Annotated in this window: 27 protein-coding genes; 24 read left to right on the forward strand and 3 right to left on the reverse strand. The window is 71.5% G+C overall.

All coding sequences use genetic code 11. The features are described from left to right. Positions 1 to 113: 113 nt before the first annotated feature. The 4 genes from PV341_RS13540 (at position 114) to PV341_RS13555 (ending at position 2,867) form a co-directional block, all read left to right on the forward strand. Positions 114 to 569, forward strand: coding sequence for an Lrp/AsnC family transcriptional regulator (locus PV341_RS13540; protein WP_499513321.1), 456 nt, complete (start codon positions 114 to 116; stop codon positions 567 to 569). A 47-nt stretch (positions 570 to 616) separates the two neighbouring features. After that, positions 617 to 1,780, forward strand: coding sequence for an aminofutalosine synthase MqnE (gene mqnE / locus PV341_RS13545; protein ID WP_499516908.1), 1,164 nt, complete (start codon positions 617 to 619; stop codon positions 1,778 to 1,780). Between the two features lie 159 nt (positions 1,781 to 1,939). Further along, positions 1,940 to 2,458 carry a GNAT family N-acetyltransferase gene (locus PV341_RS13550; RefSeq protein ID WP_500329487.1) on the forward strand — a complete coding sequence of 173 codons (519 nt, stop codon included), beginning with the start codon at positions 1,940 to 1,942 and terminating at the stop codon, positions 2,456 to 2,458. A gap of 76 nt (positions 2,459 to 2,534) precedes the next feature. Continuing rightward, entirely contained in the window at positions 2,535 to 2,867 is a 333-nt protein-coding gene (locus tag PV341_RS13555) for a DUF4229 domain-containing protein (protein ID WP_499513323.1), read from the forward strand. Between the two features lie 155 nt (positions 2,868 to 3,022). Here the strand turns inward: PV341_RS13555 and PV341_RS13560 are convergent, their stop codons facing one another. Next, a complete protein-coding gene (locus tag PV341_RS13560; RefSeq protein WP_500357898.1) occupies positions 3,023 to 3,874 on the reverse strand; it encodes a MaoC/PaaZ C-terminal domain-containing protein in 852 nt (283 codons plus the stop codon). Between the two features lie 549 nt (positions 3,875 to 4,423). After that, positions 4,424 to 4,627, reverse strand: a complete 204-nt coding sequence (locus PV341_RS13565) for a cold-shock protein (protein WP_354796699.1) — start codon at positions 4,625 to 4,627, stop codon at positions 4,424 to 4,426. 306 nt (positions 4,628 to 4,933) lie between these two features. Here PV341_RS13565 and PV341_RS13570 point away from each other — a divergent pair, with 306 nt between their 5' ends. From PV341_RS13570 to PV341_RS13610, 9 genes are all read left to right on the forward strand, one after another. Then, positions 4,934 to 5,806 carry a menaquinone biosynthetic enzyme MqnA/MqnD family protein gene (locus tag PV341_RS13570; protein ID WP_500329490.1) on the forward strand — a complete coding sequence of 291 codons (873 nt, stop codon included), beginning with the start codon at positions 4,934 to 4,936 and terminating at the stop codon, positions 5,804 to 5,806. Positions 5,807 to 5,949: 143 nt separating this feature from the next. Then, positions 5,950 to 7,626 (forward strand): serine/threonine-protein kinase, encoded by a 1,677-nt coding sequence (locus PV341_RS13575; RefSeq protein WP_500357900.1) that lies wholly within the window; start codon positions 5,950 to 5,952, stop codon positions 7,624 to 7,626. Between the two features lie 53 nt (positions 7,627 to 7,679). Further along, positions 7,680 to 8,879, forward strand: a complete 1,200-nt coding sequence (gene mqnC / locus PV341_RS13580; RefSeq protein ID WP_500329493.1) for a cyclic dehypoxanthinyl futalosine synthase — start codon at positions 7,680 to 7,682, stop codon at positions 8,877 to 8,879. Positions 8,880 to 8,887: 8 nt separating this feature from the next. Continuing rightward, entirely contained in the window at positions 8,888 to 9,292 is a 405-nt protein-coding gene (locus PV341_RS13585; protein ID WP_500329495.1) for an imidazolonepropionase-like domain-containing protein, read from the forward strand. Positions 9,293 to 9,374: 82 nt separating this feature from the next. Next, a complete protein-coding gene (locus PV341_RS13590) occupies positions 9,375 to 10,064 on the forward strand; it encodes a class I SAM-dependent methyltransferase (RefSeq protein WP_499513330.1) in 690 nt (229 codons plus the stop codon). A gap of 134 nt (positions 10,065 to 10,198) precedes the next feature. Further along, positions 10,199 to 11,488, forward strand: coding sequence for a geranylgeranyl reductase family protein (locus tag PV341_RS13595; protein ID WP_499513331.1), 1,290 nt, complete (start codon positions 10,199 to 10,201; stop codon positions 11,486 to 11,488). 129 nt (positions 11,489 to 11,617) lie between these two features. Continuing rightward, positions 11,618 to 12,082 carry a helix-turn-helix domain-containing protein gene (locus tag PV341_RS13600; protein WP_500357902.1) on the forward strand — a complete coding sequence of 155 codons (465 nt, stop codon included), beginning with the start codon at positions 11,618 to 11,620 and terminating at the stop codon, positions 12,080 to 12,082. Next, positions 12,075 to 12,434, forward strand: coding sequence for a DUF4180 domain-containing protein (locus tag PV341_RS13605; RefSeq protein WP_500329499.1), 360 nt, complete (start codon positions 12,075 to 12,077; stop codon positions 12,432 to 12,434). Before PV341_RS13600 ends, PV341_RS13605 begins: the two co-directional genes overlap by 8 nt. A gap of 303 nt (positions 12,435 to 12,737) precedes the next feature. Further along, positions 12,738 to 13,136 (forward strand): hypothetical protein, encoded by a 399-nt coding sequence (locus tag PV341_RS13610; protein ID WP_500357904.1) that lies wholly within the window; start codon positions 12,738 to 12,740, stop codon positions 13,134 to 13,136. A 319-nt stretch (positions 13,137 to 13,455) separates the two neighbouring features. Here PV341_RS13610 and PV341_RS13615 read toward each other — a convergent pair whose 3' ends face one another. Beyond that, a complete protein-coding gene (locus tag PV341_RS13615) occupies positions 13,456 to 14,238 on the reverse strand; it encodes a C40 family peptidase (protein WP_500329501.1) in 783 nt (260 codons plus the stop codon). Positions 14,239 to 14,793: 555 nt separating this feature from the next. Here PV341_RS13615 and PV341_RS13620 point away from each other — a divergent pair. From PV341_RS13620 to nuoK, 11 genes are read left to right on the forward strand one after another with little or no spacing between them, the layout of a single operon-like run. Beyond that, complete coding sequence (locus tag PV341_RS13620) at positions 14,794 to 15,153, forward strand: NADH-quinone oxidoreductase subunit A (protein ID WP_089226370.1); 360 nt, start codon at positions 14,794 to 14,796, stop codon at positions 15,151 to 15,153. 15 nt (positions 15,154 to 15,168) lie between these two features. Further along, positions 15,169 to 15,723: a NuoB/complex I 20 kDa subunit family protein gene (locus PV341_RS13625; RefSeq protein ID WP_018558792.1), complete on the forward strand. Its 555-nt coding sequence runs from the start codon at positions 15,169 to 15,171 to the stop codon at positions 15,721 to 15,723. Then, on the forward strand, positions 15,720 to 16,457 hold the full coding sequence (locus PV341_RS13630) for an NADH-quinone oxidoreductase subunit C (protein ID WP_500329503.1): 738 nt from the start codon (positions 15,720 to 15,722) through the stop codon (positions 16,455 to 16,457). The genes PV341_RS13625 and PV341_RS13630 overlap by 4 nt, the downstream gene beginning before the upstream one ends. Then, the gene (locus PV341_RS13635) at positions 16,454 to 17,788 is read left to right on the forward strand and encodes an NADH-quinone oxidoreductase subunit D (RefSeq protein ID WP_500329505.1); all 1,335 of its coding nucleotides are present in this window, start codon (positions 16,454 to 16,456) and stop codon (positions 17,786 to 17,788) included. The genes PV341_RS13630 and PV341_RS13635 overlap by 4 nt, the downstream gene beginning before the upstream one ends. Positions 17,789 to 17,814: 26 nt before the next feature. Next, positions 17,815 to 18,642: an NADH-quinone oxidoreductase subunit NuoE gene (nuoE, locus tag PV341_RS13640; protein ID WP_500329541.1), complete on the forward strand. Its 828-nt coding sequence runs from the start codon at positions 17,815 to 17,817 to the stop codon at positions 18,640 to 18,642. Positions 18,643 to 18,644: 2 nt separating this feature from the next. After that, a complete protein-coding gene (gene nuoF, locus PV341_RS13645; RefSeq protein ID WP_500329543.1) occupies positions 18,645 to 19,976 on the forward strand; it encodes an NADH-quinone oxidoreductase subunit NuoF in 1,332 nt (443 codons plus the stop codon). Then, positions 19,973 to 22,474: an NADH-quinone oxidoreductase subunit G gene (locus PV341_RS13650; protein ID WP_500329506.1), complete on the forward strand. Its 2,502-nt coding sequence runs from the start codon at positions 19,973 to 19,975 to the stop codon at positions 22,472 to 22,474. The genes nuoF and PV341_RS13650 overlap by 4 nt, the downstream gene beginning before the upstream one ends. Before the next feature lie 35 nt (positions 22,475 to 22,509). After that, the gene (nuoH, locus tag PV341_RS13655; protein WP_500329544.1) at positions 22,510 to 23,808 is read left to right on the forward strand and encodes an NADH-quinone oxidoreductase subunit NuoH; all 1,299 of its coding nucleotides are present in this window, start codon (positions 22,510 to 22,512) and stop codon (positions 23,806 to 23,808) included. Next, positions 23,801 to 24,457, forward strand: a complete 657-nt coding sequence (nuoI, locus tag PV341_RS13660) for an NADH-quinone oxidoreductase subunit NuoI (RefSeq protein WP_500329508.1) — start codon at positions 23,801 to 23,803, stop codon at positions 24,455 to 24,457. The genes nuoH and nuoI overlap by 8 nt, the downstream gene beginning before the upstream one ends. After that, on the forward strand, positions 24,454 to 25,260 hold the full coding sequence (locus PV341_RS13665; RefSeq protein WP_500357905.1) for an NADH-quinone oxidoreductase subunit J: 807 nt from the start codon (positions 24,454 to 24,456) through the stop codon (positions 25,258 to 25,260). Before nuoI ends, PV341_RS13665 begins: the two co-directional genes overlap by 4 nt. Beyond that, positions 25,257 to 25,556: an NADH-quinone/ubiquinone oxidoreductase subunit 4L family protein gene (gene nuoK / locus PV341_RS13670; protein ID WP_499513341.1), complete on the forward strand. Its 300-nt coding sequence runs from the start codon at positions 25,257 to 25,259 to the stop codon at positions 25,554 to 25,556. Before PV341_RS13665 ends, nuoK begins: the two co-directional genes overlap by 4 nt. Positions 25,557 to 25,559 lie beyond the last annotated feature (3 nt).

Consider the following 25,559-nt stretch of genomic DNA (forward strand, 5'->3'; position numbering starts at 1 on the left):
GGGCCGGGGTCGACGGGGCTGCTGCGGATTGATGCGCAGGGCACATCCCCGTTCATGCCTTAGATTCTTGTCCTGACAGCGCAGTCGCGGCACGAATGAAGGGGTCCAGTCTGATGGACGCGGTGGACAGGCAGCTCATCCAGGCCCTCCGTGAGAACGGCCGGGCCTCGTACGCCGAGCTGGGCCGGCTGGTGGGCCTGTCCGGACCGAGCGTCACCGACCGGATCAACCGGCTGGAGCAGGCCGGTGTCATCACCGGCTACCGCGCCACGATCCGCCCCGCGGCACTGGGCCTCGGGGTCACCGCGCTGGTGGGCCTGCAGCTCAGCGACGCCGCCGACCACGAGGACGTGGCAACCCGGCTGCGCGACCTGGACGAGATCGAGGACTGCTGGTTCATCGCCGGCGACGACTCGTACATGCTCAAGGTGCGCGTCCCCGACGTGGACGGCCTGGAGCACACCATCCGCCGGCTGTCCGGCACCAAGGGCGTCGCCCGGACCCGCACCACCATCGTGCTCTCCACGAAGTGGGAGAACCGGGTCGGGGAACTTCCCGAGAGCATCTAGGCGTAAGGTCGGACGGTCGACTACGGATGGTGAAGGCGAGGCGGGCGATGGACGCGGGGCTCAAGCGCGAGCTGGAGGAGAAGGTCTACGCGGGTGAGCGGCTGACCCGCGAGGACGGCATCGCCCTCTACGAGTCCGACGATCTGGCCTGGCTGGGCGGCCTCGCCCACCACGTGCGGACGCGGAAGAACGGTGACGTCGTCCACTTCAACGTCAACCGTCACCTCAACATGACCAACGTCTGCACCGCCTCCTGCGCGTACTGCTCCTTCCAGCGCAAGCCGGGGGAGAAGGACGCCTACACGATGCGCATCGAGGAGGCCGTCCGGCTGGCGAAGGAGATGGAGGGCGAGAACCTCACCGAGCTCCACATCGTCAACGGCCTCCACCCGACGCTGCCGTGGCGCTACTACCCGCGCTCGCTGAAGGCGCTCAAGGAGGCGCTGCCGGACGTCTCCCTGAAGGCCTTCACCGCCACCGAGATCCACCACTTCGAGACGATCTCCGGGATGAGCGCGAGCGAGATCCTGGACGAGCTCATCGAGGCGGGCCTGGAGTCGCTGACCGGCGGCGGCGCCGAGATCTTCGACTGGGAGGTGCGGCAGCACATCGTCGACCACCGCACCCACTGGGAGGACTGGTCGCGCATCCACCGGCTGGCGCACGAGAAGGGCCTCAAGACCCCGTGCACCATGCTGTACGGGCACATCGAGGAGCCCCGGCACCGGGTGGACCACGTGCTGCGGCTGCGCGAGCTGCAGGACGAGACCGGCGGCTTCCAGGTCTTCATCCCGCTGCGCTACCAGCACGACTTCGTGGACCTGAAGGACGGCAAGGTCCGCAACACCCTCCAGGCGCGCACCACGATGGCCAGCGGCGCCGAGGCGCTGAAGACCTTCGCGGTCTCCCGGCTGCTGTTCGACAACGTGCCGCACGTGAAGGTGTTCTGGGTCATGCACGGTGTGCAGACCGCCCAGCTCGCGCTGCAGCACGGCGCGGACGACATGGACGGCTCGGTCGTCGAGTACAAGATCACGCACGACGCCGACAACTACGGCACGCCCAACAAGCTCACCCGTGACGACCTGCTGGAGCTCATCCAGGACGCCGGCTTCCGTCCGGTGGAGCGCAACACCCGCTACGAGATCATCCGTGAGTACCCGGGTCCCGACGCGGCGCGCCGCGAGTCGCCGCAGCCGATGCGCCTGTGAGCCCAGGCGTGCGCCGTCGCGCGACGGCGCACGCCCAGCGCACATTTCCCGGCCCCCGGAACGCACGCGGGGGCTTCGAGGGCTCCCCTTCACCCCGATGTCGTCCGGCGGCCGGACGCCCGTCGATCGGTGTCAGCCCCGATGCCTAGGGTGTGCGCCATGGCACTGCGCTTCACCCTCGACCCCGAACTCACCCCCGAACTGCGGGAACAGCTCGTCTCCCTGTGGACCGACGTCTCCAACGCGGGCGGCGCCGTCGGCTTCGTCGCGCCCGTGTCCCGGGCCGACGTGGCCCTCGAGGCGGAACGGCACTACGCGGCACTGTCCGGGGGCAGGGCGCGCATGATCGCCGGTTTCGACGGCGACCGGCTGGCCGCCTCGGCCTTCCTCACCTTCAACACCCACCGCCTGATGAGGCACTGGGCCTGGCTGTACACCGTGATGGTCGACCCGTCCCTGCAGGGCCGCGGGAACGGCGCGGAGTTGCTGCAGGCGGCGGAGCGGTCCGCCCGCGACCTCGGACTGGAGGGGCTGAAGCTCACCTGCCGCGGCGGCATGGGTCTGGAGCGCTTCTACGCCTCGGCCGGCTACAAGGAGGTCGGGCGTGTCCCCGCGGCGATACGTGTCGCCGTAGGTGACGACCGTGACGACATCACGATGTGGCTCCCGCTGACCTGACCCTTCCGGGCCCGTGCTTCACTGATACGGGTACGTCCGGTACCTCCCGCAGGCCGGAACGAGGGAAACGAAGGAAGTGGCTACGACCGTGAGCTGGAAGCCGAGCCCCATGCTGCGCTACTCCCTGATGCGTCTCGGCCTGTTCGCGGCCTGCTTCCTGGCCATCTGGGGCCTGGTCTACGTCCACGTGTTGCCCGCCGGGCTCGGCGACTCCAACCTGCTGTGGGTGATGCTGCTCGCGCTGGTGATCAGCGCGCCGCTCAGCTTCGTCGTGCTGCGCGGGGTGCGCGAGGAGGCCTCCGTGCAGGTCGCCGCGCGCGTGGAGCGCACGAAGGCCAACCTCGCCGCCAGCGCCTCCCAGGAGGACGAGGCGGACGACGCCTCACGCGCGGCGGCGCAGCGCGGCTGACACACCCGGGGGCCGGGACGCACACCGCCGGCCACCGAGCCGCTGGGCCGTCCCCTATTGTCAGGCGCGCACCACCGGCGAGCCCTTCGCGGCCGAGGTGGACGCCCCGCGCGAAGCTGCCGCCCCGCTCACCCGCGCCCGCGCTCGCCCGGACCCTAGGGTCCGACGGTCCCGGTGAGATGGATCCGGTCCCCGGAGCGGACGGCGAAGGTCCTTCCCTTGCCCGGACGGGAGGGGTCCGGGGCCGAAGCCGCGTAGGTGACGGTGGCGGGCAGCAGGACGGGGGCCTTGAACTCGGCCCGCAGGGTGACCGTTTCGGCGTCCTCGGGCACGGCCTCGGCGGCGCAGCGCGCGACCGTCCACATCCCGTGGGCGATGGCGCGGGGGAAGCCGAGCGGCCGCGCGGTCAGCGGATGGACGTGGATCGGGTTCCAGTCGCCCGACACGGCGGCGTGCCGGCGCCCGAGGCCGGCAGGGAGGTGCCACTGCGCCACGGCCGGCAGTTCCGCCCCCTCGGCGGCCGTGGTGCCGCCGCCCGGGGCCCCGCCTCCCGTACCGCCCGCGCGGGTCCGTGCGAGGTAGCCGCTGCGGTCGCGCCAGACGACCTCCCCGCCGACGGACGCCCCGGTGACGAGCACGACCTCCACGCCCCGCCGGTGGGCGCGCAACTCCTCGGCGTGCACGGTGATGTCGGGGCGGTCGCCGGGCAGCAGCGGGCGCCGCTGGACGATCTCGATCCACGTGTGCACGAGGCCGAGCAACGGCAGCGGGAAGCTCCGCCGGGCCATCAGCCGGGCGGCGAGCGGGAAGCCGAGGACGTGCGGGTAGGTCAGCGGGAGCCGTTCCGCAGGGGGGAAGCCGCACACCTCGGCGTACGCGGCGAGCCGCCGGGGGTCCACCCGGACGCCCGGCGCGGTCACGTGACCGGCGGGCAGCGGCGCGTCGGCGGCCGGGTGCTTGCCGAGGCCGGTCAGTACGCCTCGGGCGAGGGTGAGGAGCAGGGGCATCGTGGGTTCCCGCGCGGGTCGGTGGGCGGTCGGTCGGCGGTCGGGGGCGGACGGACGGCGGGTCAGGCGCCCGGCGGACGACCGGTGCCCGTGCCCGCGGAACGCGACCGGTGATCGGCCCTCGGCCTTCCCCTGACGCGGAGGTGGATTTACCTGCACGTAAGGTTACCGGAAGTAACAGCCATGACGGCCCCGACTGGGGCACCGAGAGCGGATGCGCCGCAGGGCCGGAGCCCGCCCGGGCGCCCTGGTCTCCGACGTCGAACTGCCGGCCGGCCTCCAGCCGGCCGTGGACGCTACGCATTCCACCGTTCACCGCGCCGAGTTCCTGCGCCGTTACGCCGTGCTCCGCGCCGAATTCACGGAGCGGTCGGACCGTCCCACCGCGTCCATGGAACTGCGCCGTGCGGTCGTCGTCCCCGAATTCGCACAGGAGATCGAGGTGCTTTACGCCGCGTCCCGACCGGGACCCCGCATAGGCAGGAGCCCCGCACGACGGTGCGGGGCTCCTTGGGTACTGCTCGTTGGGTACTACGTGTCAGTCCGCGATCAGGCGGGGGAGACGTTCTCGGCCTGCGGGCCCTTCGGACCCTGCGTGACGTCGAAGGTCACCGCCTGGTTCTCCTCCAGCGAACGGAAGCCGGAGGCGTTGATCGCCGAGTAGTGGACGAAGACATCGGGGCCGCCGCCGTCCTGGGCGATGAAGCCGAAGCCCTTCTCGGCGTTGAACCACTTGACGGTTCCGGTAGCCATAAGCCCTCCTTGGGCCAAAGGGTTGCCCTGCTCCAGAACCTGCCCTGCGCACTGCAAGAAGTCTGAAAACTACAAAAGCCCGCGGTCACATGCTCCGCAGGCTCTGTACTGCAAGGGAAACCAAACTGCAACTTGCGACGACAGTAGCACGGAGCATCTGCGGCGGGGAAGAGCGACAAGATCGGTTTTCAGCCGTGCCGCGGGACGCGCGAACGCGGCGTGGACGCGCTGCCGGAATCCGATGGCCCGGCGCGGGAGGACGGTACCCGCCGCAAGATCCCGGGGGCGGGGGTCTAGCCTCCTGATGTGGACAAATCTGCGCCTCATCCCTCCGCCGGTGGTGTGCGCCGGGCCCGGCCCCGCGTCGGGCACATCCAGTTCCTGAACTGCGTGCCCCTTTACTGGGGGCTCGCCCGAACGGGTGCCCTGCTCGACCTGGAGCTGACCAAGGACACGCCCGAGAAGCTCAGCGCCCAGCTCGTCTCCGGCGACCTGGACGTCGGCCCGATCACCCTCATGGAGTACCTCCGGAACGCCGACGAGCTGATCGCGCTCCCGGACATCGCCGTCGGCTGCGACGGGCCGGTGATGTCCTGCGTGATCGTGAGCCAGGTGCCGCTGGGCGCGCTGGACGGCTCCCGGGTCGCCCTCGGCTCCACCAGCCGCACCTCGGTCCGCCTGGCCCAGTTGCTGCTCGCCGAGCAGTACGGGGTCGAACCCGAGTACTACACGTGCCCGCCCGACCTCTCGCTGATGATGCAGGAGGCCGAGGCGGCCGTCCTGATCGGGGACGCGGCGCTGCGCGCCTCGCTGCACGACGCGCCGCGGCTCGGCCTGGAGGTCCACGACCTCGGGCTGATGTGGAAGGAGTGGACCGGACTGCCCTTCGTCTTCGCCGTCTGGGCCGCCCGCCGCGACTACCTGGAGGCGCTCCCCGCCGTGGTGCACGAGGTGCACCAGGCCTTCCTGGCCTCCCGCGACCTGAGCATGGAGGAGGTGGAGAAGGTCGCCGAACAGGCCGCCCGCTGGGAGGCCTTCGACGCCGGCACCCTCCAGCGCTACTTCACCACCCTGGATTTCTCGCTCGGCCCCGAGCAGCTCACCGGCATCGCCGAGTTCGCCCGCCGGGTGGGCTTCCCGGCGCAGGCGCGGGTCGAACTGCTGCGCCCCGGGGGCTGATCCGCACGGCCGGCGGCAGCCCGCCGCCGGCCCGGGCCCGGCGCCCGCGGGCGCACTACGATCGGCGACGGCCCCGGCTGGGGTGACCACGACTGCCACGGGTACAACTCCACTGACCTTCCGCACCGGCGAGAGGCGCGCAGATGCAGCCCCTGCAAGCGAACGACCCCCCGGCGATCGGCCCGTACCGCCTCCTCGGCCGGCTGGGGGCCGGCGGGATGGGCAGGGTCTACCTGGGGCGCAGCCCCGGCGGCCGGACGGTGGCCGTGAAGGTGGTGCGCTCGGAGCTCGCGGACGACCTGGAGTTCCGCACCCGGTTCCAGCGCGAGGTCGACGCGGCGCGCCGGGTCGGCGGTGCGTGGAGCGCGCCGGTGCTCGACGCCGACACCGACTCGCCGGTGCCGTGGGTGGCCACCCGCTACGTCGCCGGTCCCGCCCTGTCCGAGGCGGTCGCCACCTTCGGGCCGCTGGCGCCGCAGGGCGTACGGGCGCTGGGCGCCGGACTCGCCGAGGCGCTGGAGGCCGTGCACGAACGGGGGCTGGTGCACCGCGACATCAAACCGTCCAACGTGCTGCTCTCGCTCGACGGTCCCGTGCTGATCGACTTCGGCATCGCCCGCGCCATGGACGCCACGGCCGCGCTGACCAGCAAGGGGGTCGTCGTCGGCTCGCCCGGCTACATGGCCCCCGAGCAGGTCACCGGCAGACCCACCGGCCCCGCAGCCGACATCTTCGCCCTCGGCGCGGTGCTGGCCTTCGCCGCGACCGGCCGCGGCCCCTTCACCGGGGACAGCGCGGCCGTCCTGCTCTACAAGGTCGCCCACGAGGAGCCCGAACTCGACGGCGTGCCCGATGAGTTGCGCCGGATCGCGGAGTCCTGCCTCGCCAAGGACCCCTCGGTGCGCCCGACGCCCCGCCGGCTCGCCGAACTGCTGACGGCCGGCGGCGACGCCGCCTCGCTGGTGCGGGCCGGCTGGCTGCCGTCCCCGCTGACGGAGCGCCTGGGGCGGCAGGCCGTCGAGCTGCTCGACCTCGAACCGACCCCGCCCCCGGGTACGAACGGCCCGGTCGGCGGCGCCCCTGCCGCGGCCGCCGGGGGACCGGGCGGCGGTTACGGCTCGTACGGTTCGCACCCCTCGTACGGGTCGTTCGGGCCGCCGCCCTCGCTGACCGAGCCCCAGGACGCGCCGCCGTTCGCCGCCACGCCCCCGCCCGCCGCCGGCCCGGGCCGGCGGCGCGGCCGCGCCGCCGCGCTGGCCGCGACGGCGATCCTGCTGGCCGCGGCCGCCGTGACCCTGGCACTCGTGCTGCCGGGGCTCGGCGACGACGCGGACCAGGCCAAGGGCGGTGAGCGCACCCCCTCGCGGAGCGCGGGCTCCGGGTCCCCGACGGCGTCCCCGGCCACGTCCTCGGCCACGTCCCCGTCCTCGCCCCCGTCCTCGGAACCGCGGCTGGACGCACTCCCCAAGGCCTTCGTCGGCACGTGGAAGGGCGACACCGTCACCGCCCACGGCGTGCCGGGGACGATGGAGATCACCCTCCGCGAGGGCAAGGTCGGCGCGGTCGTCGGGCGCGACAAGAGCGTGCTGGACCTGCTCGGCCAGTCCTACGACTGCAGCGGCGACTGGAAGCTCGCCGAGGCCACGCGCAAGAGCGTCGTGCTCGACACCAGCGGCGGCACCAACCCGCATCCCGGGGTCTGCTCGGACGGCTCGGCGGACGAGCGGTTCACGCTCAACGCGGACGGCTCGCTGCACTACCGCTCGGGCGACTCCCTGGCCGGTCAGCCGGAAGGGGACCTCAGGAAGCAGGGCGGCTGACCCCCTGGCGTAGGCTGGGCGAGTCCGTCACGACCCTCGGAAGGGATGCCCCGGTGAGCGAGAACGCCGACCTGCAGTCCGTCCTCGACCGTGCGGCCGACGGCGGCCGCATCACGCCCGAGGAGGCGCTCGACCTCTACCGTTCCGCGCCCCTGCACGCCCTCGGCGCCGCCGCCGACGCCGTACGCCGCCGCCGCTACGCCGGCACCGAGCACATCGCGACGTACATCATCGAGCGCAACATCAACTACACCAACGTCTGCGTGACGGCGTGCAAGTTCTGCGCCTTCTACGCCCCGCCCAAGGACACCGCCAAGGGCTGGACGCGCGACCTCGACGACATCCTGCGCCGCTGCGCGGAGACCGTCGAACTCGGCGGCACCCAGATCATGTTCCAGGGCGGCCACCACCCCGACTACGGCGTCGAGTACTACGAGAAGCACTTCAGCGCCATCAAGCAGGCCTTCCCGCAGCTGGTCATCCACTCCCTCGGCGCCTCCGAGGTCGAGCACATGGCCCGCATCTCCAAGGTGCCGGTGGAGGAGGCCATCACCCGCATCCACGCCGCGGGCCTGGACTCCTTCGCGGGCGCCGGCGCCGAACTGCTGCCGGCCCGGCCGCGCAAGGCGATCGCCCCGCTGAAGGAGAGCGGCGAGCGCTGGCTGGAGATCATGGAGGCCGCGCACAACCTCGGCGTCGAGTCGACCTCCACGATGCTCATGGGCACCGGCGAGACCAACGCCGAGCGCATCGAGCACCTGCGCATGATCCGTGACGTCCAGGACCGTACGGGCGGCTTCCGCGCCTTCATCCCGTACACCTACCAGCCGGAGAACAACCACCTGAAGGGCCGCACGCAGGCCACGCTCTTCGAGTACCTGCGGATGATCGCCATCGCGCGGATCTTCCTGGACAACGTCGCCCACATCCAGGGCTCCTGGCTCACCACCGGCAAGGAGGTCGGCCAGCTGTCGCTGCACTACGGAGCCGACGACCTCGGCTCGGTGATGCTGGAGGAGAACGTGGTCTCCTCGGCCGGCGCCAAGCACCGCTCCAACCGCATGGAGCTGATCCACCTGATCCGCGCCGCCGGCCGGGTCCCCGCCCAGCGTGCCACCACCTACGAGCACCTCGTCGTCCACGACGACCCCGCGAACGACCCGGTCGACGACCACGTGGTCTCCCACCTGTCGTCGACCGCCATCGAGGGCGGCACGGCGCACCCGGAGCTGAAGCTGCTCAGCACCTCCTGACGCCGCCGATGCTGACGATCCATTCCGGGACCGACGGCACGGCCCTGCTGGTGGACGGCGGCCTCGTCGCTGCCGTCGGCCCGCTCGACGCGCTACGGGCGGCCCACCCGGGCGCCCGTGTCCGGAGCTGGCCGGGAGCGCTGCGTCCGGGCCTGACCCACGAGGGCGGGCTCCCGCAGGCGCCCACCCCGCGCGAACGCGTGCACGCACTGCTGCTGCGCGGGGTCACCGCCGTCGCCACCGCCCCGGCCGACCCCGCGCTGCGCTCCGCCCTGGACCGCAGCGGGCTGCTGCCGGCCCGCCAGGCCCCGCCCCTGGAACCGGGCGTCCGGGCGGACTTCGCCGTCTTCGACGGGCGGGGCGCCTGCCTCGCCACCGTCGTCGGCGGCCGGCTCCTGCACCGCAGGGCCTGACCGGCCCGCGCGCCCGGCCTCCCGTGGCGGTAGCCAGGGCCCCTGCGCGGGACCCGGGGCCACCGGGTGAACAATGGGGGGCGTGACCCGAGCCTCCCTGGACAAGCAGCCGCACGAAGTCGCCGCGATGTTCGACGACGTCGCGGCCAACTACGACCTGACCAACGACGTGCTGTCGCTCGGCCAGGACCGCCGCTGGCGCAAGGTCGTCGCACAGGCCCTCGCCGTCCGTCCCGGCGAGCGCGTGCTGGACCTGGGCGCCGGCACGGGCACCTCCTCCCTGCCCTTCGCCGAGGCGGGCGCCCACGTGGTGCCCTGCGACTTCTCCCTGGGCATGCTGCGGGAGGGCAAGCGCCGCCACCCCTTCCTCCCGCTCACCGCGGGCGACGCGACCAGGCTGCCGTTCGCCGACGGGGTCTTCGACGCCGTCACCATCTCCTTCGCGCTGCGCAACGTCCACGACACCGACGCCGCGCTGCGCGAGATGCTGCGGGTCACCCGCCCCGGCGGCCGGGTCGTCATCTGCGAGTTCAGCCACCCCACCTGGGCGCCGTTCCGCACGGTCTACACCGAGTACCTGATGCGGGCGCTGCCGCCGGTCGCCCGCGCGGTCAGCAGCAACCCCGACGCGTACGTCTACCTCGCCGAGTCCATCAGGGCCTGGCCCGACCAGCCCGGCCTCGCCGCGCGACTGCAGAAGGCCGGCTGGTCGAAGGTCGCGTGGCGCAACCTGTCGGGCGGCATCGTGGCACTGCACCGCGCGGTGCGTTGAGAGGCCGCGCGGCCTCCAAGCCGGGGGCGCCCGGCCCGCGCGCGAAAGCGGCCACATAGACTGCACGGGTCCGGTCCGGCCGCCGCCGGCTGGTCGCAGACAGGCCGCATCGGCCCAGAGCAGCGAGGAGCACCGTGACCGAGACCGCCGCTTCGGAACGCAGCGCCGATGTGATCGTCGTGGGTGCCGGGCCCGCCGGTTCGACGACGGCCTACTACCTGGCGAAGGCGGGACTCGACGTCCTGCTGCTGGAGAAGACCGCCTTCCCGCGCGAGAAGGTGTGCGGCGACGGCCTGACGCCCCGGGCGACCAAGCAACTGGTCGCGATGGGCATCGACATCTCCGAGGAGGCCGGCTGGCTGCGCAACAAGGGCCTGCGCATCATCGGCGGCGGGGTCCGGCTGCAGCTGGACTGGCCGGACCTGGCCTCGTTCCCGGACTATGGGCTCGTGCGCAAGCGCGAGGACTTCGACGAACTCCTCGCCGGCCAGGCGCAGAAGGCCGGCGCCCGGCTGTACGAGCGCTGCAACGTGGGCGCCCCGATCCGGGACGAGCGCACCGGCCGGATCACGGGCGTCGAGGCCAAGCTGGGCGAGGAGAAGACCCCGGTCACCTTCCACGCGCCGCTGGTGGTCGCCGCCGACGGCAACTCCACCCGGCTCTCCCTCCAGATGGGCCTCCACCGCCGTGAGGACCGCCCGATGGGCGTGGCCGTCCGCACGTACTTCACCTCGCCGCGGCACGACGACGACTACCTGGAGTCCTGGCTGGAGCTGTGGGACCGGCGCGTCCCGGGCGACCCGCGGCTGCTGCCCGGCTACGGCTGGATCTTCGGCATGGGCGACGGCACCTCCAACGTGGGCCTGGGCGTCCTCAACACCTCCGCCTCCTTCAAGGAGCTGGACTGGCGCGAGGTGCTGAAGGCCTGGTGCGCCTCGATGCCCGAGGAGTGGGGCTACACCGAGGAGAACATGACCGGGCCGATCCGCGGCGCGGCGCTCCCGATGGCCTTCAACCGCCAGCCGCACTACACCAAGGGCCTGCTGCTGGTCGGCGACGCGGGCGGCCTGGTCAACCCGTTCAACGGCGAGGGCATCGCCTACGCGATGGAGTCCGGCCAGATCGCCGCCGACGTCATCGTCCAGGCGCACGCGCGCGGCACCGCGGCCCAGCGGGAGCTGGCGCTCCAGTCGTACCCGCGGATCCTCAAGGACACCTACGGCGGCTACTACACGCTCGGCCGGGCCTTCGTGAAGCTGATCGGCAACCCGAAGGTCATGAAGCTGGCGACCCAGCGCGGCCTGACGCACCCGATGCTGATGCGCTTCACGCTGAAGCTGCTGGCGAACCTCACCGACCCGTCGGGTGGCGACGCGATGGACCGTGTGATCAACGGGCTGTCGAAGGTGGCGCCGCGCTCCTGACGCCCCGGCATCCGCTCGCCGCGCCGGCCCGTGCTGTACGGGCCGGCGCGGCTTTTTGCTGCCGTCACATCGTGAGAGGGGATAGGCAAACATCCCTATCGTTCCCTTCACAGGGTAGGATGCGTACTTATGGAGAGGGAGTGGTTGTCCGTCGAGCAGGTCGCGGACCGGCTCGGCCTGCACGTGCGCACGGTCCGCGGCTACATCCGCGACGGCCGGCTGAAGGCCGTGCGCATCGGCAAGCAGTACCGCGTCGCCCGGGCCGACCTGGACGCCCTCACCGGTGCGCCGGCCGCAGCCGCCCGGCACCGGGTGGAGGTCTCGGCCATCGTCGAGGTCGACGGCATCGGGGCGGCCGCAGCGGACCGTCTGAGCACCCTGCTCGTGGCCGGTGCCCAGATGGCGCGGGAACCCCACGAGTTGGCCCGGGTCCGGACGGCGTACGACGACGAGCGCTCGCGGCTGAAGGTCGTGGTGCTCGGCGGCGCCGCGGCGACGGCGGACGTCCTGCGCACCGTCGACGGCGTCCTGGGAGGGGAGAACGACATGTTCCCGGAGGAGCGCACCGAGGACCCGGAGGCGGGCCGTGGCTGACGTGGTGACCGAGCGAGGGGGCGTGCCCGTCCTCGTCTGCGGCGAGGAGGGCGCGAGGATCTCCGGCGTCCAGGACGCGCTCGACGTGATCGGATCCGCCTTCTCCCGGGCGGAGGTGGTGGCCGTGCCCGTCGGCCGGTTCGACGAGCGGTTCTTCGCCCTGCGCACCGGGCTGGCGGGGGAGCTCCTGCAGAAGTTCGTCAACTACCGCATCCGGCTCGCCATCGTGGGTGACGTCTCCGCGTACACCGCGGCCAGTACGGCCTTTCGCGACCTGGTCCGCGAGTGCAACCGCGGCGACCGCACCTGGTTCGTCGACGACCTCGAGGCGCTCGACGCCCGCCTCGGCTGACCGGGCACCGGCCCGCCCCCGGGGGCGAACTCCCCGCGTCAGGACGCCCGTCGTCCCGGCCGGCGCCGCGGCCCGCCGGGCGGGACCGGCGAACTCCGCCGTCGCCGGGCCCGGTTGACGCCGGCCGGCGGGAAGGGGCGTGGGCCGGGCAGGTCGCCGATCCTTTGACATCGATGTCGTTGACATCGATGTCAGATGGGTCTGCCCCGGAGTCAGCTCGCGCCCGAAATGCGGGATTTGAGGCGTTGTGCTCATACTTTTGATCACTGCTCGGGGATCCGTGATCAAGAGAAGGGTGCAGTCATGAGCACGCGCATACACCAGGTCCTGGCCGCCGCGGCCGCATCGGTCCTGCTCGCCGGAGGGGGCGTGCTCGCCGCCGGCCCGGCCTCGGCGGCCCCCACGGACCACCGCCCGGGCGACCGCCAGGGCGATGACCGCCGGGGCGATGACCGCCGGGGCGATGACCGCCGGGGTGACGACCGCCGCGACGACGACCGCCGGGGCGACGGCCGGCGCGACGACGACCGGCGGGGCGACCGGCAGGGGCAGTGCTCGATCGGGCAGGGTTCCTGGAAGCTGGAGTACCGTCCCGGACGCCTGGTGCGGGTGTCCAGCCACGGCCGCGTCAAGTGGGTCCGCACGCCGGGCCAATGGGTCAGGGTCTGGCACAGCGGGGGCCGTGACTGCCACCGTCGATGAACCCGGCGTCCGGAGCCCGGTCCGCCGCCACGGCGGAGCCGGGCTCCGGCCCGTGAGCCCCGTCCGGGGCTCCCCGGTCGTCCGGCCCCGTGTGCGGTACGTCTCCTTGCGGCGGGGCCGGACTTTCGTTTGCGGCCGCCCGCCGCCGGGCGCGGTGCGGCGGCTCCCCCTCGCGGCGGCGGGGGAGGAGGGCGCCGGGTGGTCCGGCGCACAGGTGCGTGGGTCCTGTCCGGGGCGCGGAGGACCGCACGGGGGCGGGAACGGAGGAGGCCGCCGGCCCGGTGCGGGCCGGCGGCCTCCGTGGGGACGGGGCGCGTGATCAGAGCACGCGTACGGCGGACGTCGGCATGTAGTTGGACATCTGCTGGATGACGACGCCCTTGCTCGGGTTCGCCGCGTCCAGGTACTGCCCGCCGCCGATGTAGACGGCCACGTGGTAGGCGGAGCCGACTCCGCCCCAGAAGACGAGGTCGCCCGGCTGGACCGCGCTCACGGAGATCTGGGTGCCGAAGGTCGACTGCGCCTGCGAGGTGCGCGGGAGATCGACGCCGATGGTGCGGAAGGCGGCCTGGGTGAGACCGGAGCAGTCGTACGCGCTGGGGCCCGTGGCGCCGTAGACGTACGGCTTGCCGACCTGGGCCTTCAGGAAGCCTATGACGGAGGCGACGCTGCCCGTCGCGCTGGAGGAGGAGGCCAGCGCGGTGCGTCCCGCGGAGCGCGACGCGGTCGCGGTCTCGCGCGCCTTGGCGGCCTTGGCCGCGGCGCGGTCGCGCGCGTCGGCGGCGGCCTTCTTCTTCTGGGCGGCCTTCATGGCCTCGGTGCGGGCCTCCGCACGGGCGGCGTCCAGCTGCTGCTCGACGACGGTCTCGTCGATGGCGTCAGCGGCCTCCGCGGCGGTGGCGGTGGTGGAGAGGGCGGGGATGACGGGGATGCTCCCCGTGGTCGCCGGGTCGGCGGCCGAGGGCTCGGCGTTCGCCGAAGACGACATTCCGGTCAGGGCGAGCGTTCCGATGACGCCGCCGGCGACTCCTGCGCGGCGCACCCAGTTGGGGCTCTGCGCGGCGCGTCGCCGGCGGCGTATATGCGAGGTCTGAAGGGACATGAAGACTTGGGTATCAGGCCCGGTCGGTTCCGTTCAACAAAAGTGTGATGCGCCACAGTTGGCTGTCGAGCAGTGGTATTGTCCCTTTTTCGATCTTCCTTATTCGGGACGTTCTGGACATTCAACTCCATATCCTCGTGCGCGCGTTCACGTGCCTCCGGCCGCCGTCAGCGGGGTGTTTCGCGGCTCACCCGCAGGAGGGGCAGGGCGCTATCACGTCCCCCGGTCCAGCTCCAATTTGCCTTCGATCGTCGGCGCCTGATAGTGCGGCACCCCTGTTTACCAGCGGAAACGCAGGAAAATGTGACTTCTGGTGATCGTTTGGGATTACTGAGTGAGAAGATCACCGCTCATCCCCGTTCATGATCGTTCGACTGGTGTCGGAGATCACAAAGGTCAGAGTGAACCCCGTGTCGCAGATCACAGACCAGGAGGCATAGGATGCGGGCAGTCTGGGCTTGTGAACTGCCTCACATGGAGACGATCTAGGTGGCGCGGGGTGCACGTCCGGGCACGGTCCGTCATCAGTCATCGTCGACTGGAAGGAGCGGGGACGTGAATGCCTACGCGCCCATCCTCGTGCTGGGCGGCCTCGGGGCCGGCTTCGCGATCTTCTCCGTGGTCATGGCCTCCATCATCGGCCCGAAACGGTACAACCGGGCCAAGTTGGAGGCGTATGAGTGCGGCATCGAGCCGACTCCGCAGCCAGCCGGGGGCGGCCGTTTCCCGATCAAGTACTACCTGACGGCGATGCTCTTCATCGTCTTCGACATCGAGATCGTCTTCCTTTACCCCTGGGCCGTCACGTTCGACGCCCTCGGGGTCTTCGGGCTCGTCGAGATGCTCCTCTTCGTGCTCACCGTCTTCGTCGCCTACGCCTACGTCTGGCGTCGCGGCGGCCTGGAATGGGACTAGGGGCGGAGAATAGCCATGGGTATTGAAGAGAAGTTGCCGAGCGGCTTCCTGCTCACCTCCGTCGAGGCGGCGGCCGGCTGGGTCCGGAAGGCCTCGGTCTTCCCGGCCACGTTCGGCCTCGCGTGCTGCGCCATCGAGATGATGACGACCGGGGCCGGGCGGTACGACCTGGCCCGTTTCGGCATGGAGGTCTTCCGCGGGTCCCCGCGCCAGGCGGACCTGATGATCGTGGCCGGCCGGGTGAGCCAGAAGATGGCCCCCGTCCTGCGCCAGGTCTACGACCAGATGCCGAATCCCAAGTGGGTGATCTCGATGGGGGTCTGCGCATCGAGCGGCGGGATGTTCAACAACTACGCCATTGTGCAGGGTGTTGACCATGTGGTGCCTGTTGACATTTATCTCCCTGGATGTCCGCCCCGTCCCGAAATGCTGATGGACGCGATTCTCAAGCTCCACCAGAAGATCCAGCACAGCAAGCTCGGCGTGAACCGCGAAGAGGCCGCGCGCGAGGCGGAGGAAGCGGCGCTGAAGGCGCTGCCGACGATTGAGATGAAGGGGCTCCTCCGATGACGGATTCCCCGGACACCCCGAACCCGGACAAGGACGTCAACGCGGCCGGGCTGCCCGGCCAGCGCGGCGACCACGGGGAGGCGATCCGCGTCCAGCGCGGCATGTTCGGTGCCCGCAACGGCGGCGACACCTCCGGGTACGGCGGCCTGGTGCGCACCGTGCGACTGCCCGGGGCGGCGAGCCGGCCGTACGGCGGCTGGTTCGACGACGTCGCCGACGAGCTCGAGGGCGCCCTCGAGGAGCAGGGGCTCGTCCCGGACAACGCGATCGAGAAGGTCGTCGTGGACCGCGGCGAGATCACCTTCCACGTCGCGCGCGAGCACCTCCCGCTGGTGGCCAGGACCCTGCGCGACGACCCCGCGCTGCGCTTCGAGCTCTGCACGGGCGTGAGCGGCGTCCACTTCCCCGAGGACAAGGGCCGCGAGCTGCACGCCGTGTACCACCTGCGCTCGATCACCCACAACCGGCTGATCCGGGTGGAGGTGAGCGTCTCCGACGCGGACCGGCACGTCCCGTCGCTCGTCGGGGTCTACCCGACCAACGACTGGCACGAGCGCGAGACCTACGACTTCTTCGGGATCGTCTTCGACGGCCACCCCGCGCTGATGCGGATCATGATGCCGGACGACTGGCAGGGCCACCCGCAGCGCAAGGACTACCCCCTCGGCGGCATCCCCGTCGAGTACAAGGGCGCCCAGATCCCTGCTCCGGACCAGCGGAGGTCGTACTCGTGAGCACTCACCACGCACCCCGGCAGGCATCGGAGCGGGAGACCACCGAGGGCCGGGTCTTCACGGTCACCGGCGGCGACTGGGACGAGCTGTCCGAGACCGTCGGCAAGGCCGACGACGAGCGCATCGTCGTCAACATGGGCCCGCAGCACCCGTCGACCCACGGCGTGCTCCGGCTGATCCTCGAGATCGACGGCGAGACGGTCACCGAGGCCCGCTGCGGCATCGGCTACCTCCACACCGGCATCGAGAAGAACATGGAGTTCCGGACCTGGACCCAGGGGTCCACGTTCGTGACGCGCATGGACTACCTCACGCCGTTCTTCAACGAGACGGCGTACTGCCTGGCGGTGGAGAAGCTGCTCGGCATCACCGACGCGGTCCCGGACCGCGCCTCGGTCATCCGCGTGATGCTGATGGAGCTCAACCGCATCTCCTCGCACCTGGTGGCCATCGCCACCGGCGGCATGGAGCTCGGCGCCACCACGATCATGATCTACGGGTTCCGTGACCGCGAGATGATCCTGGACGTCTTCGAGCTGATCACCGGCCTGCGGATGAACCACGCGTACATCCGCCCCGGCGGCCTCGCCCAGGACCTGCCGCCCGGCGCCGTGGACCAGGTCCGCGAGTTCGTGAAGAAGTTCCGCAAGAACCTCCCCGAGTACGACAAGCTCGCCACCGGCAACCCGATCTTCAAGGCCCGCATGCAGGACGTGGGTTACCTGGACCTGGCCGGCTGCATGGCGCTCGGCGCCACCGGCCCGATCCTGCGCTCCACGGGCCTGCCGCACGACCTGCGCAAGTCCCAGCCGTACTGCGGTTACGAGACCTACGAGTTCGAGGTCCCGACCGTCGACACCTGCGACTCCTACGGGCGGTTCCTGCTCCGCCTGGAGGAGATGCGGCAGTCGCTGGACATCGTCGAGCAGTGCCTGGACCGGCTGCAGCCCGGCCCGGTCATGGTCGCCGACAAGAAGATCGCCTGGCCCGCGCAGCTCGCGCTCGGCCCGGACGGGCTCGGCAACTCGCTCGACCACATCAAGAAGATCATGGGCACCTCCATGGAGGCCCTGATCCACCACTTCAAGCTGGTGACCGAGGGCTTCCGGGTCCCGGCCGGCCAGGCGTACGTCGCCGTCGAGTCGTCCAAGGGCGAACTCGGCGTCCACGTGGTCAGCGACGGGGGCACCCGCCCCTTCCGCGTCCACTTCCGCGACCCGTCCTTCACCAACCTGCAGACCATGGCCGCGATGTGCGAGGGCGGCCAGGTCGCCGACGTCATCGTCGCGGTGGCGTCCATCGACCCCGTGATGGGAGGCGTCGACCGGTGACTGAGGTATCACTCGGCATCCCCGCGATGCCCGCGCCGGACTACCCGGCCGACGTACGGCAACAACTGGACGCGGACGCGGCGGAGGTCATCGCGCGCTACCCCGGCAGCCGCAGCGCCCTGCTGCCGCTGCTGCACCTGGTGCAGGCGGAGGAGGGCTACGTCTCCCGCACCGGGGTGCGCTTCTGCGCCGAACAGCTGGGGCTGACCACGGCCGAGGTCACCGCGGTGGCCACCTTCTACTCGATGTACCGGCGGGGGCCCTCCGGCGAGTACCAGGTCGGGGTCTGCACCAACACCCTGTGCGCGGTCATGGGCGGCGACGCGATCTTCGACGAGCTCAAGCAGCACCTCGGCGTCGGGAACGGCGAGACCACCGACGACGGCAAGATCACGCTGGAGCACATCGAGTGCAACGCGGCGTGTGACTTCGCCCCCGTGGTGATGGTCAACTGGGAGTTCTTCGACAACCAGGACCCCGCGTCGGCCAAGCGGCTCGTCGACGACCTCCGCGCCGGCCGCACCGTCGAACCCACCCGCGGCGCTCCGCTGTGCACGTACAAGGAGACGTCGCGGATCCTCGCCGGGTTCCCCGACGAGCGCCCCGGCGCCGTCGAGGCGAGCGGCGGCGCCGGCCCCGCCTCGCTGGCGGGCCTGCGGCTCGCCCGCGGCGAGTCGCTGCCGGGCTCCGGGGCCGGCGTGCCCCGGCAGACCTCCGCCCCGCCGCAGGACGAGACGCCCCCGGCCCACCCCAGCTCCCACGACGCTCCGTTGGACTCCGCGGTCTCCGACCCGGAGCACCCGGCGGGACCGGTCACGCAGGAGCGCCCGACGGAAGGTGAGGAGGACCGGTGACCATGGTCGACTCGGCGGAGAAGGTGCTGGCACCCGTTCTCTCGGCCTTCTGGGACGATCCGCAGTCCTGGACCCTCGACACGTACCGCCGTCACGAGGGCTACGAGGGCCTGCGCAAGGCGCTGGCCCTGCCCCCGGACGACGTGATCGCCCTCGTCAAGGAGTCCGGCCTGCGCGGCCGCGGCGGCGCGGGCTTCCCCACCGGGATGAAGTGGCAGTTCATCCCGCAGGGCGACGGCAAGCCGCACTACCTCGTCGTCAACGCGGACGAGTCGGAGCCCGGCACCTGCAAGGACATCCCGCTGCTCTTCGCCAACCCGCACTCGCTCATCGAGGGCATGGTGATCGCCTGCCACGCGATCCGCTCGAACCACGCCTTCATCTACCTGCGCGGCGAGGTCGTCCCCGTGCTGCGGCGGCTGCACCACGCGGTGGCCGAGGCGTACGAGGCCGGACTGCTCGGCAAGGACATCCTCGGCAGCGGCTTCGACCTGGAGCTGACCGTGCACGCCGGCGCCGGCGCGTACATCTGCGGTGAGGAGACCGCGCTGCTGGACTCCCTGGAGGGACGCCGCGGCCAGCCCCGGCTGCGCCCGCCCTTCCCGGCGGTCGAGGGCCTGTACGCCTGCCCGACGGTGGTCAACAACGTCGAGTCCATCGCCTCGGTGCCGTCGATCCTGCTCAAGGGCAAGGACTGGTTCCGCTCGATGGGCAGCGAGAAGTCCCCGGGCTTCACGCTGTACTCGCTCAGTGGCCATGTCGCCAACCCCGGCCAGTACGAGGCCCCGCTGGGCGTCACGCTGCGCCAGCTGCTGAACCTCAGCGGCGGCATGCGGCCCGGCCACCGGCTGAAGTTCTGGACCCCGGGCGGCTCCTCGACGCCGATGTTCACCGACGAGCACCTCGACGTCCCGCTGGACTACGAGGGCGTCGGCGCCGCGGGCTCCATGCTCGGCACCAAGGCGCTGCAGTGCTTCGACGAGACGACCTGCGTGGTGCGGGCCGTCACGCGCTGGACCGAGTTCTACGCCCACGAGTCCTGCGGCAAGTGCACCCCCTGCCGCGAGGGCACCTACTGGCTCGTCCAGTTGCTGCGGGACATCGAAAGCGGGGCCGGCACGTTGGCGGACCTCGACAAGCTCGCCGACATCGCCGACAACATCAACGGCAAGTCCTTCTGCGCCCTCGGCGACGGAGCGGCCAGCCCGATCTTCTCCTCCCTCCAGTACTTCCGCGACGAGTACGTGGAGCACCTGGAGGGCCGCGGCTGCCCCTTCGACCCGTCCAAGTCCACGGTCTGGGCCGACAAGTCTCACCTGGAGGTGAACGCGTGACCGTCACGACCAACGCCGCCTCCGGTGAGGCGGCGGTGCCGCCCGAGGACCTGGTGTCCGTCAGCATCGACGGGGTCGAGATCTCCGTGCCCAAGGGCACCTTGGTGATCCGTGCCGCCGAACTGATCGGCATCGAGATCCCGCGCTTCTGCGACCACCCCCTCCTCGACCCCGCGGGCGCCTGCCGCCAGTGCATCGTCGAGGTCGAGGGCCAGCGCAAGCCGATGGCGTCCTGCACCATCACCTGCACCGACGGGATGGTCGTCAGGACCCAGCTCACCTCCGACGTCGCGGACAAGGCCCAGCGCGGGGTGATGGAGCTGCTGCTCATCAACCACCCGCTGGACTGCCCCGTCTGCGACAAGGGCGGCGAGTGCCCGCTGCAGAACCAGGCGATGTCCGCCGGGCAGGTCGACACCCGCTTCGAGGGCCGCAAGCGGACCTACGAGAAGCCGGTCCCGATCTCCACCCAGGTGCTGCTGGACCGCGAGCGCTGCGTGCTGTGCGCGCGCTGCACCCGCTTCTCGCAGCAGATCGCCGGCGACCCGATGATCGAGCTGGTGGAGCGCGGCGCGCTGCAGCAGGTCGGCATCGGTGAGGGCGACCCCTTCCAGTCGTACTTCTCCGGCAACACCATCCAGATCTGCCCGGTCGGCGCCCTGACCTCGGCGGCCTACCGCTTCCGCTCCCGGCCCTTCGACCTGGTCTCCTCGCCGAGCGTGTGCGAGCACTGCGCGGGCGGCTGCGCCACCCGCACCGACCACCGGCGCGGCAAGGTCATGCGCCGGCTTGCGCAGGACGACCCCGAGGTCAACGAGGAGTGGATCTGCGACAAGGGCCGCTTCGGGTTCCGCTACGCGCAGCGCCCCGAGCGGCTCACCACCCCGCTGGTCCGCAACGCCGACAGCGGTGAACTGGAGCCCGCGAGCTGGCCCGAGGCCCTGGAGGCCGCGGCCCGCGGACTCGCGGCGGCCCGCGGCCGCACCGGCGTGCTGACCGGTGGCCGGCTCACCGTCGAGGACGCGTACGCCTACGCCAAGTTCGCCCGCGTCGCCCTCGACACCAACGACGTCGACTTCCGGGCCCGCGCCCACTCCGCGGAGGAGGCCGACTTCCTGGCGGCCGTCGTGGCGGGCCGCGGCCGGGACCTGTCCGGCGACGGCGTCACCTACACCCTGCTGGAGAAGGCCCCCGCCGTCCTGCTGGCCGGACTGGAGGCCGAGGAGGAGGCGCCCGGCGTCTTCCTGCGGCTGCGCAAGGCCTGGCGCAAGCACAAGCAGCGCACCTTCGCGCTGGCGCCGTTCGCCACGCGCGGGCTGGAGAAGGCGGGCGGCACCCTGCTGCCCGCCGCGCCCGGTACCGAGACCGAGTGGCTGGACGCCCTGGCCAGTGGCGTCGGCCTGGACGGCAACGGCCTGACCGCCCACGAGGCGCTGCGCGCCGAGGGCGCGGTCGTCCTGGTCGGCGAGCGGCTGGCGGCCGTCCCCGGCGCGCTGACCGCGGTCGTGCGGTTCGCCCAGGCGTCCGGCGCGCGGCTGGCGTGGATCCCGCGCCGCGCGGGCGAGCGCGGTGCCGTCGAGGCGGGTGCCCTGCCCGGGCTGCTGCCCGGCGGCCGTCCGGTCACCGACCCGCGGGCCCGCGACGAGGTCGCCGGGGTCTGGGGCGTGACCACGCTCCCGTCCCGCCACGGCCGCGACACCGGCCGGATCCTGGAGGCGGCGGCGAGCGGCGAGCTCGGTGCACTGCTGGTCGGCGGCGTCGAGCCGGCCGACCTGCCCGACCCGGCCCGGGCCCGCGCGGCCCTGGACGCGGCGGGCTTCGTGGTCAGCCTGGAGCAGCGACCCGGCGAGGTCACCGACCGCGCCGACGTCGTCCTGCCGGTCGCCGCGGTCGCCGAGAAGGCCGGAACCTTCCTCAACTGGGAAGGCCGGGTACGGCTCTTCGAGGCCGCGATCAAGCCGGCCCAGCAGGTCCAGCGCCACCAGTACCCGGACGCCCGGGTGCTGACCATGCTGGCCGACGCGATGGACGTCTCCCTGGGCCTCGCCGACGTCCGCTCGGCCCGCGCCGAGCTGTCCCGGCTCGCCCCGTACGAGGGCCCGCGCGCCGAGGCGCCGCAGGAGACCGGCCGGCCGCTGCCGAAGCCCGGCAGTGGCGAGGCGGTCCTCGCGGGCCACCGGCTGCTGCTCGACCGGGGCCTGCTGCAACAGGGTGACGAGGCCCTCGCCGGCACCCGCCACCCGGCGGTCGCCCGCCTCTCGGCGACGACCGCTCAGGAGATCGGCGTCGCCGAGGGCGAGCTGATGGAGGTGACCGGCCCGCTGGGCTCGGTCCGGCTGCCGCTGCAGGTGACGGCGATGGCCGACCGGGTCGTGTGGGTGCCCCTCAACTCGGCCGGCGGGGGAGTCGTCTCGGACACCGGCGCCCTGCCGGGCCAGGTCGTCCGGATCGCCCCGGCCGCCGTGGACGCCGCTGCCGCACCGGAGGTGACCCCGTGACGGGACTGACGACCCTCGCCGCCGAGGACCTGTCCATGTTCGGGCGGGACCCGTGGTGGCTGATCGCCATCAAGGCGGTCTTCTGCTTCGCGTTCCTGATGGTGACCGTGCTCTTCTCCATCGTGTGGGAGCGCAAGGTCGTCGCGTGGATGCAGCTGCGCATCGGCCCCAACCGGCACGGCCCCTGGGGCATGCTCCAGTCGCTCGCCGACGGCATCAAGCTGATGCTCAAGGAAGACCTCGTCGTCAAGAAGGCCGACAAGGTCGTCTACGTGCTGGCCCCGATCGTGGCGGCCATCCCGGCCTTCATGGCGGTCGCGGTGATCCCCTTCGGCCCGGCGGGCAACGAGATCTCGATCTTCGGTCACCGTACGCCGATGCAGCTCACCGACCTGCCGATCGGTGTCCTCTACATCCTGGCCACCGCCTCCGTCGGCATCTACGGCATCGTGCTGGCCGGCTGGTCGTCCGGCTCGACGTACCCGCTGCTCGGGGGTTTGCGCTCCTGCGCGCAGATGATCTCGTACGAGATCGCGATGGGCGTCGCCTTCGCGTCGGTCTTCCTCTACTCCGGCTCGATGTCGACCTCGCAGATCGTCGCCCAGCAGGAGGACCGCTGGTACGTCCTGCTGCTGCCGGTCTCCTTCATCATCTACATCGGCACGATGGTCGGCGAGACCAACCGTGCCCCCTTCGACATGCCCGAGTCCGAGGGCGACCTGGTCGGCGGCTTCAACACCGAGTACTCGTCGATCAAGTTCGCGCTCTTCATGCTCGCCGAGTACGTGAACATGGTGACCGTCTCGGCGGTGGCGACCACCCTCTTCCTGGGGGGCTGGCGGGCCCCGTGGCCCATCAGCACCTTCTGGGAGGGCGCCAACCACGGCTGGTGGCCGCTGCTGTGGTTCGTGGTGAAGGTGCAGCTGCTGCTCTTCTTCTTCATCTGGCTGCGCGGCACGCTGCCCCGCGTCCGCTACGACCAGCTGATGAAGCTGGGCTGGAAGGTCCTGATCCCGGTCTCGATGGTGTGGCTGATGCTGGTCGCCACCGTCCGGGCACTGCGCAACGAGAACTACGACTTCCAGTCGATCGTGCTCTACGTCGGCGGAGGAATCGTCCTGCTGCTCCTGGTCTCGCTGGTCTTCGACGTCTTCCGCGACCGCGGCGAGAAGGCGAAGGAGGCGGCCGAACAGGCCGGGCCGCAGGAGCCGTTCGATCCCATGGCGGGCGGGTACCCCGTGCCGCCGCTGCCCGGCCAGGAGCTGCCGCCCGTCCCGCGGCGGCCGTCCCGCGCGGAGCGTCAACTCGTAGGCAAGGAGGCCGACGATGCCTGAGTTCCTGGGCCCGGTGGCGGGCTTCGGCGTGACCTTCAAGGCCATGTTCAAGAAGCGGCTGACCGAGCAGTACCCCGAGGAGAAGAAGCCGACCGCGCCGCGGTTCCACGGCCGCCACCAGCTCAACCGTCACCCGGACGGGCTGGAGAAGTGCGTGGGCTGCGAGTTGTGCGCCTGGGCCTGCCCGGCGGACGCGATCTACGTCGAGGGCGCCGACAACACCGACGAGGAGCGCTACTCGCCGGGTGAGCGCTACGGCCGCGTCTACCAGATCAACTACGCCCGCTGCATCCTGTGCGGGCTGTGCATCGAGGCCTGCCCGACGCGCGCGCTGACCATGACCAACGAGTACGAGCTCGCCGACAGCAGCCGCGAGTCGCTGATCTTCACCAAGGAGCAGCTGCTCGCGGGCCTGGAGGAGGGCATGGTCGACAGCCCCCACGCGATCTTCCCCGGCATGGACGAGGGCGACTACTACCGCGGCGCGGTGACGCACGCGGCCCCCGGGACCGAGCGTCAGGTCGCGGTCTCCAAGGGTGAGAAGCCGGACGAGACGGTGGAGGGCGAGCGGGACGGCGACGGCACGGCGGGCACCCAGGTCCCCGCGACGGGCGGCGCCGCTCCGGCCGGGACGGGAGGCGAGGCATGAACGACGTGACCACGCTGACGACGCTGGCCGCGTACACCACCTCCACCGGGGAGGCGGTCCAGTTCTGGGTGCTCGGCACCGTCGCGGTGCTCGGCGCGCTCTCGACCGTGCTGATGAAGAAGGCCGTGCACAGCGCACTGTCGCTGGCCGGGACGATGATCGTCCTGGCGGTCTTCTACCTGGCCCAGGGCGCGTACTTCCTCGGCGTCGTCCAGATCGTCGTCTACACCGGCGCGATCATGATGCTCTTCCTCTTCGTCGTCATGCTGGTCGGCATCACCGCCGCCGACTCGCTCAAGGAGACGCTGAAGGGGCAGCGCTGGCTGGCCGCCGGAGCCGGCATCGGCTTCGGCGTGCTGCTGATCGCCGGCATCGCCAACGCCTCGATCAAGAACTTCCAGGGGCTCGGCCAGGCCAACGCCGGCGGCAACGTCGAGGGACTCGCCTCGCTGATCTTCACCAAGTACGTGTGGGCCTTCGAGATCACCGGCGCGCTGCTCATCACCGCCGCGATCGGCGCGATGGTCCTCACCCACCGCGAGCGCACCGAGGCCCGTGCCACCCAGCGCGAACTCGCCGAGCGGCGCGTGCGCGAGGGCAAGCAGATCACCCCGCTCCCCGCGCCCGGCGTCTACGCCCGCAACAACGCGGTCGACGTCCCCGGCCTGCTGCCGGACGGCACGGTCTCGGAGCTCAGCGTCAGCCCGACGCTGCGCGGCCGCGGCCAGTACCGGGACGTGTCCGCGGAGGCGGTCGACAGGGTCGCCGAGCTGGAACAGCGCTCCGAGGAGGCGTCGAAGTGAATCCGGTCAACTACCTGTACCTGTCGGCGCTGCTGTTCACCATCGGCGCGGCCGGGGTGCTGATCCGGCGCAACGCGATCGTCGTCTTCATGTGCGTCGAGCTGATGCTGAACGCCGCCAACCTGGCGTTCGTCACCTTCTCCCGCATGCACGGCAACCTCGACGGCCAGATCATCGCCTTCTTCACGATGGTCGTCGCCGCCGCCGAGGTGGTCGTGGGCCTGGCGATCATCGTGACGATCTTCCGCTCCCGCCACTCGGCCTCGGTCGACGACGCCAGCCTGATGAAGCTCTAAGGG

This window comes from Streptomyces sp. PA03-1a (genome assembly GCF_033792805.1).
In the GTDB taxonomy this organism is placed as follows: Bacteria; Actinomycetota; Actinomycetes; order Streptomycetales; family Streptomycetaceae; genus Actinacidiphila.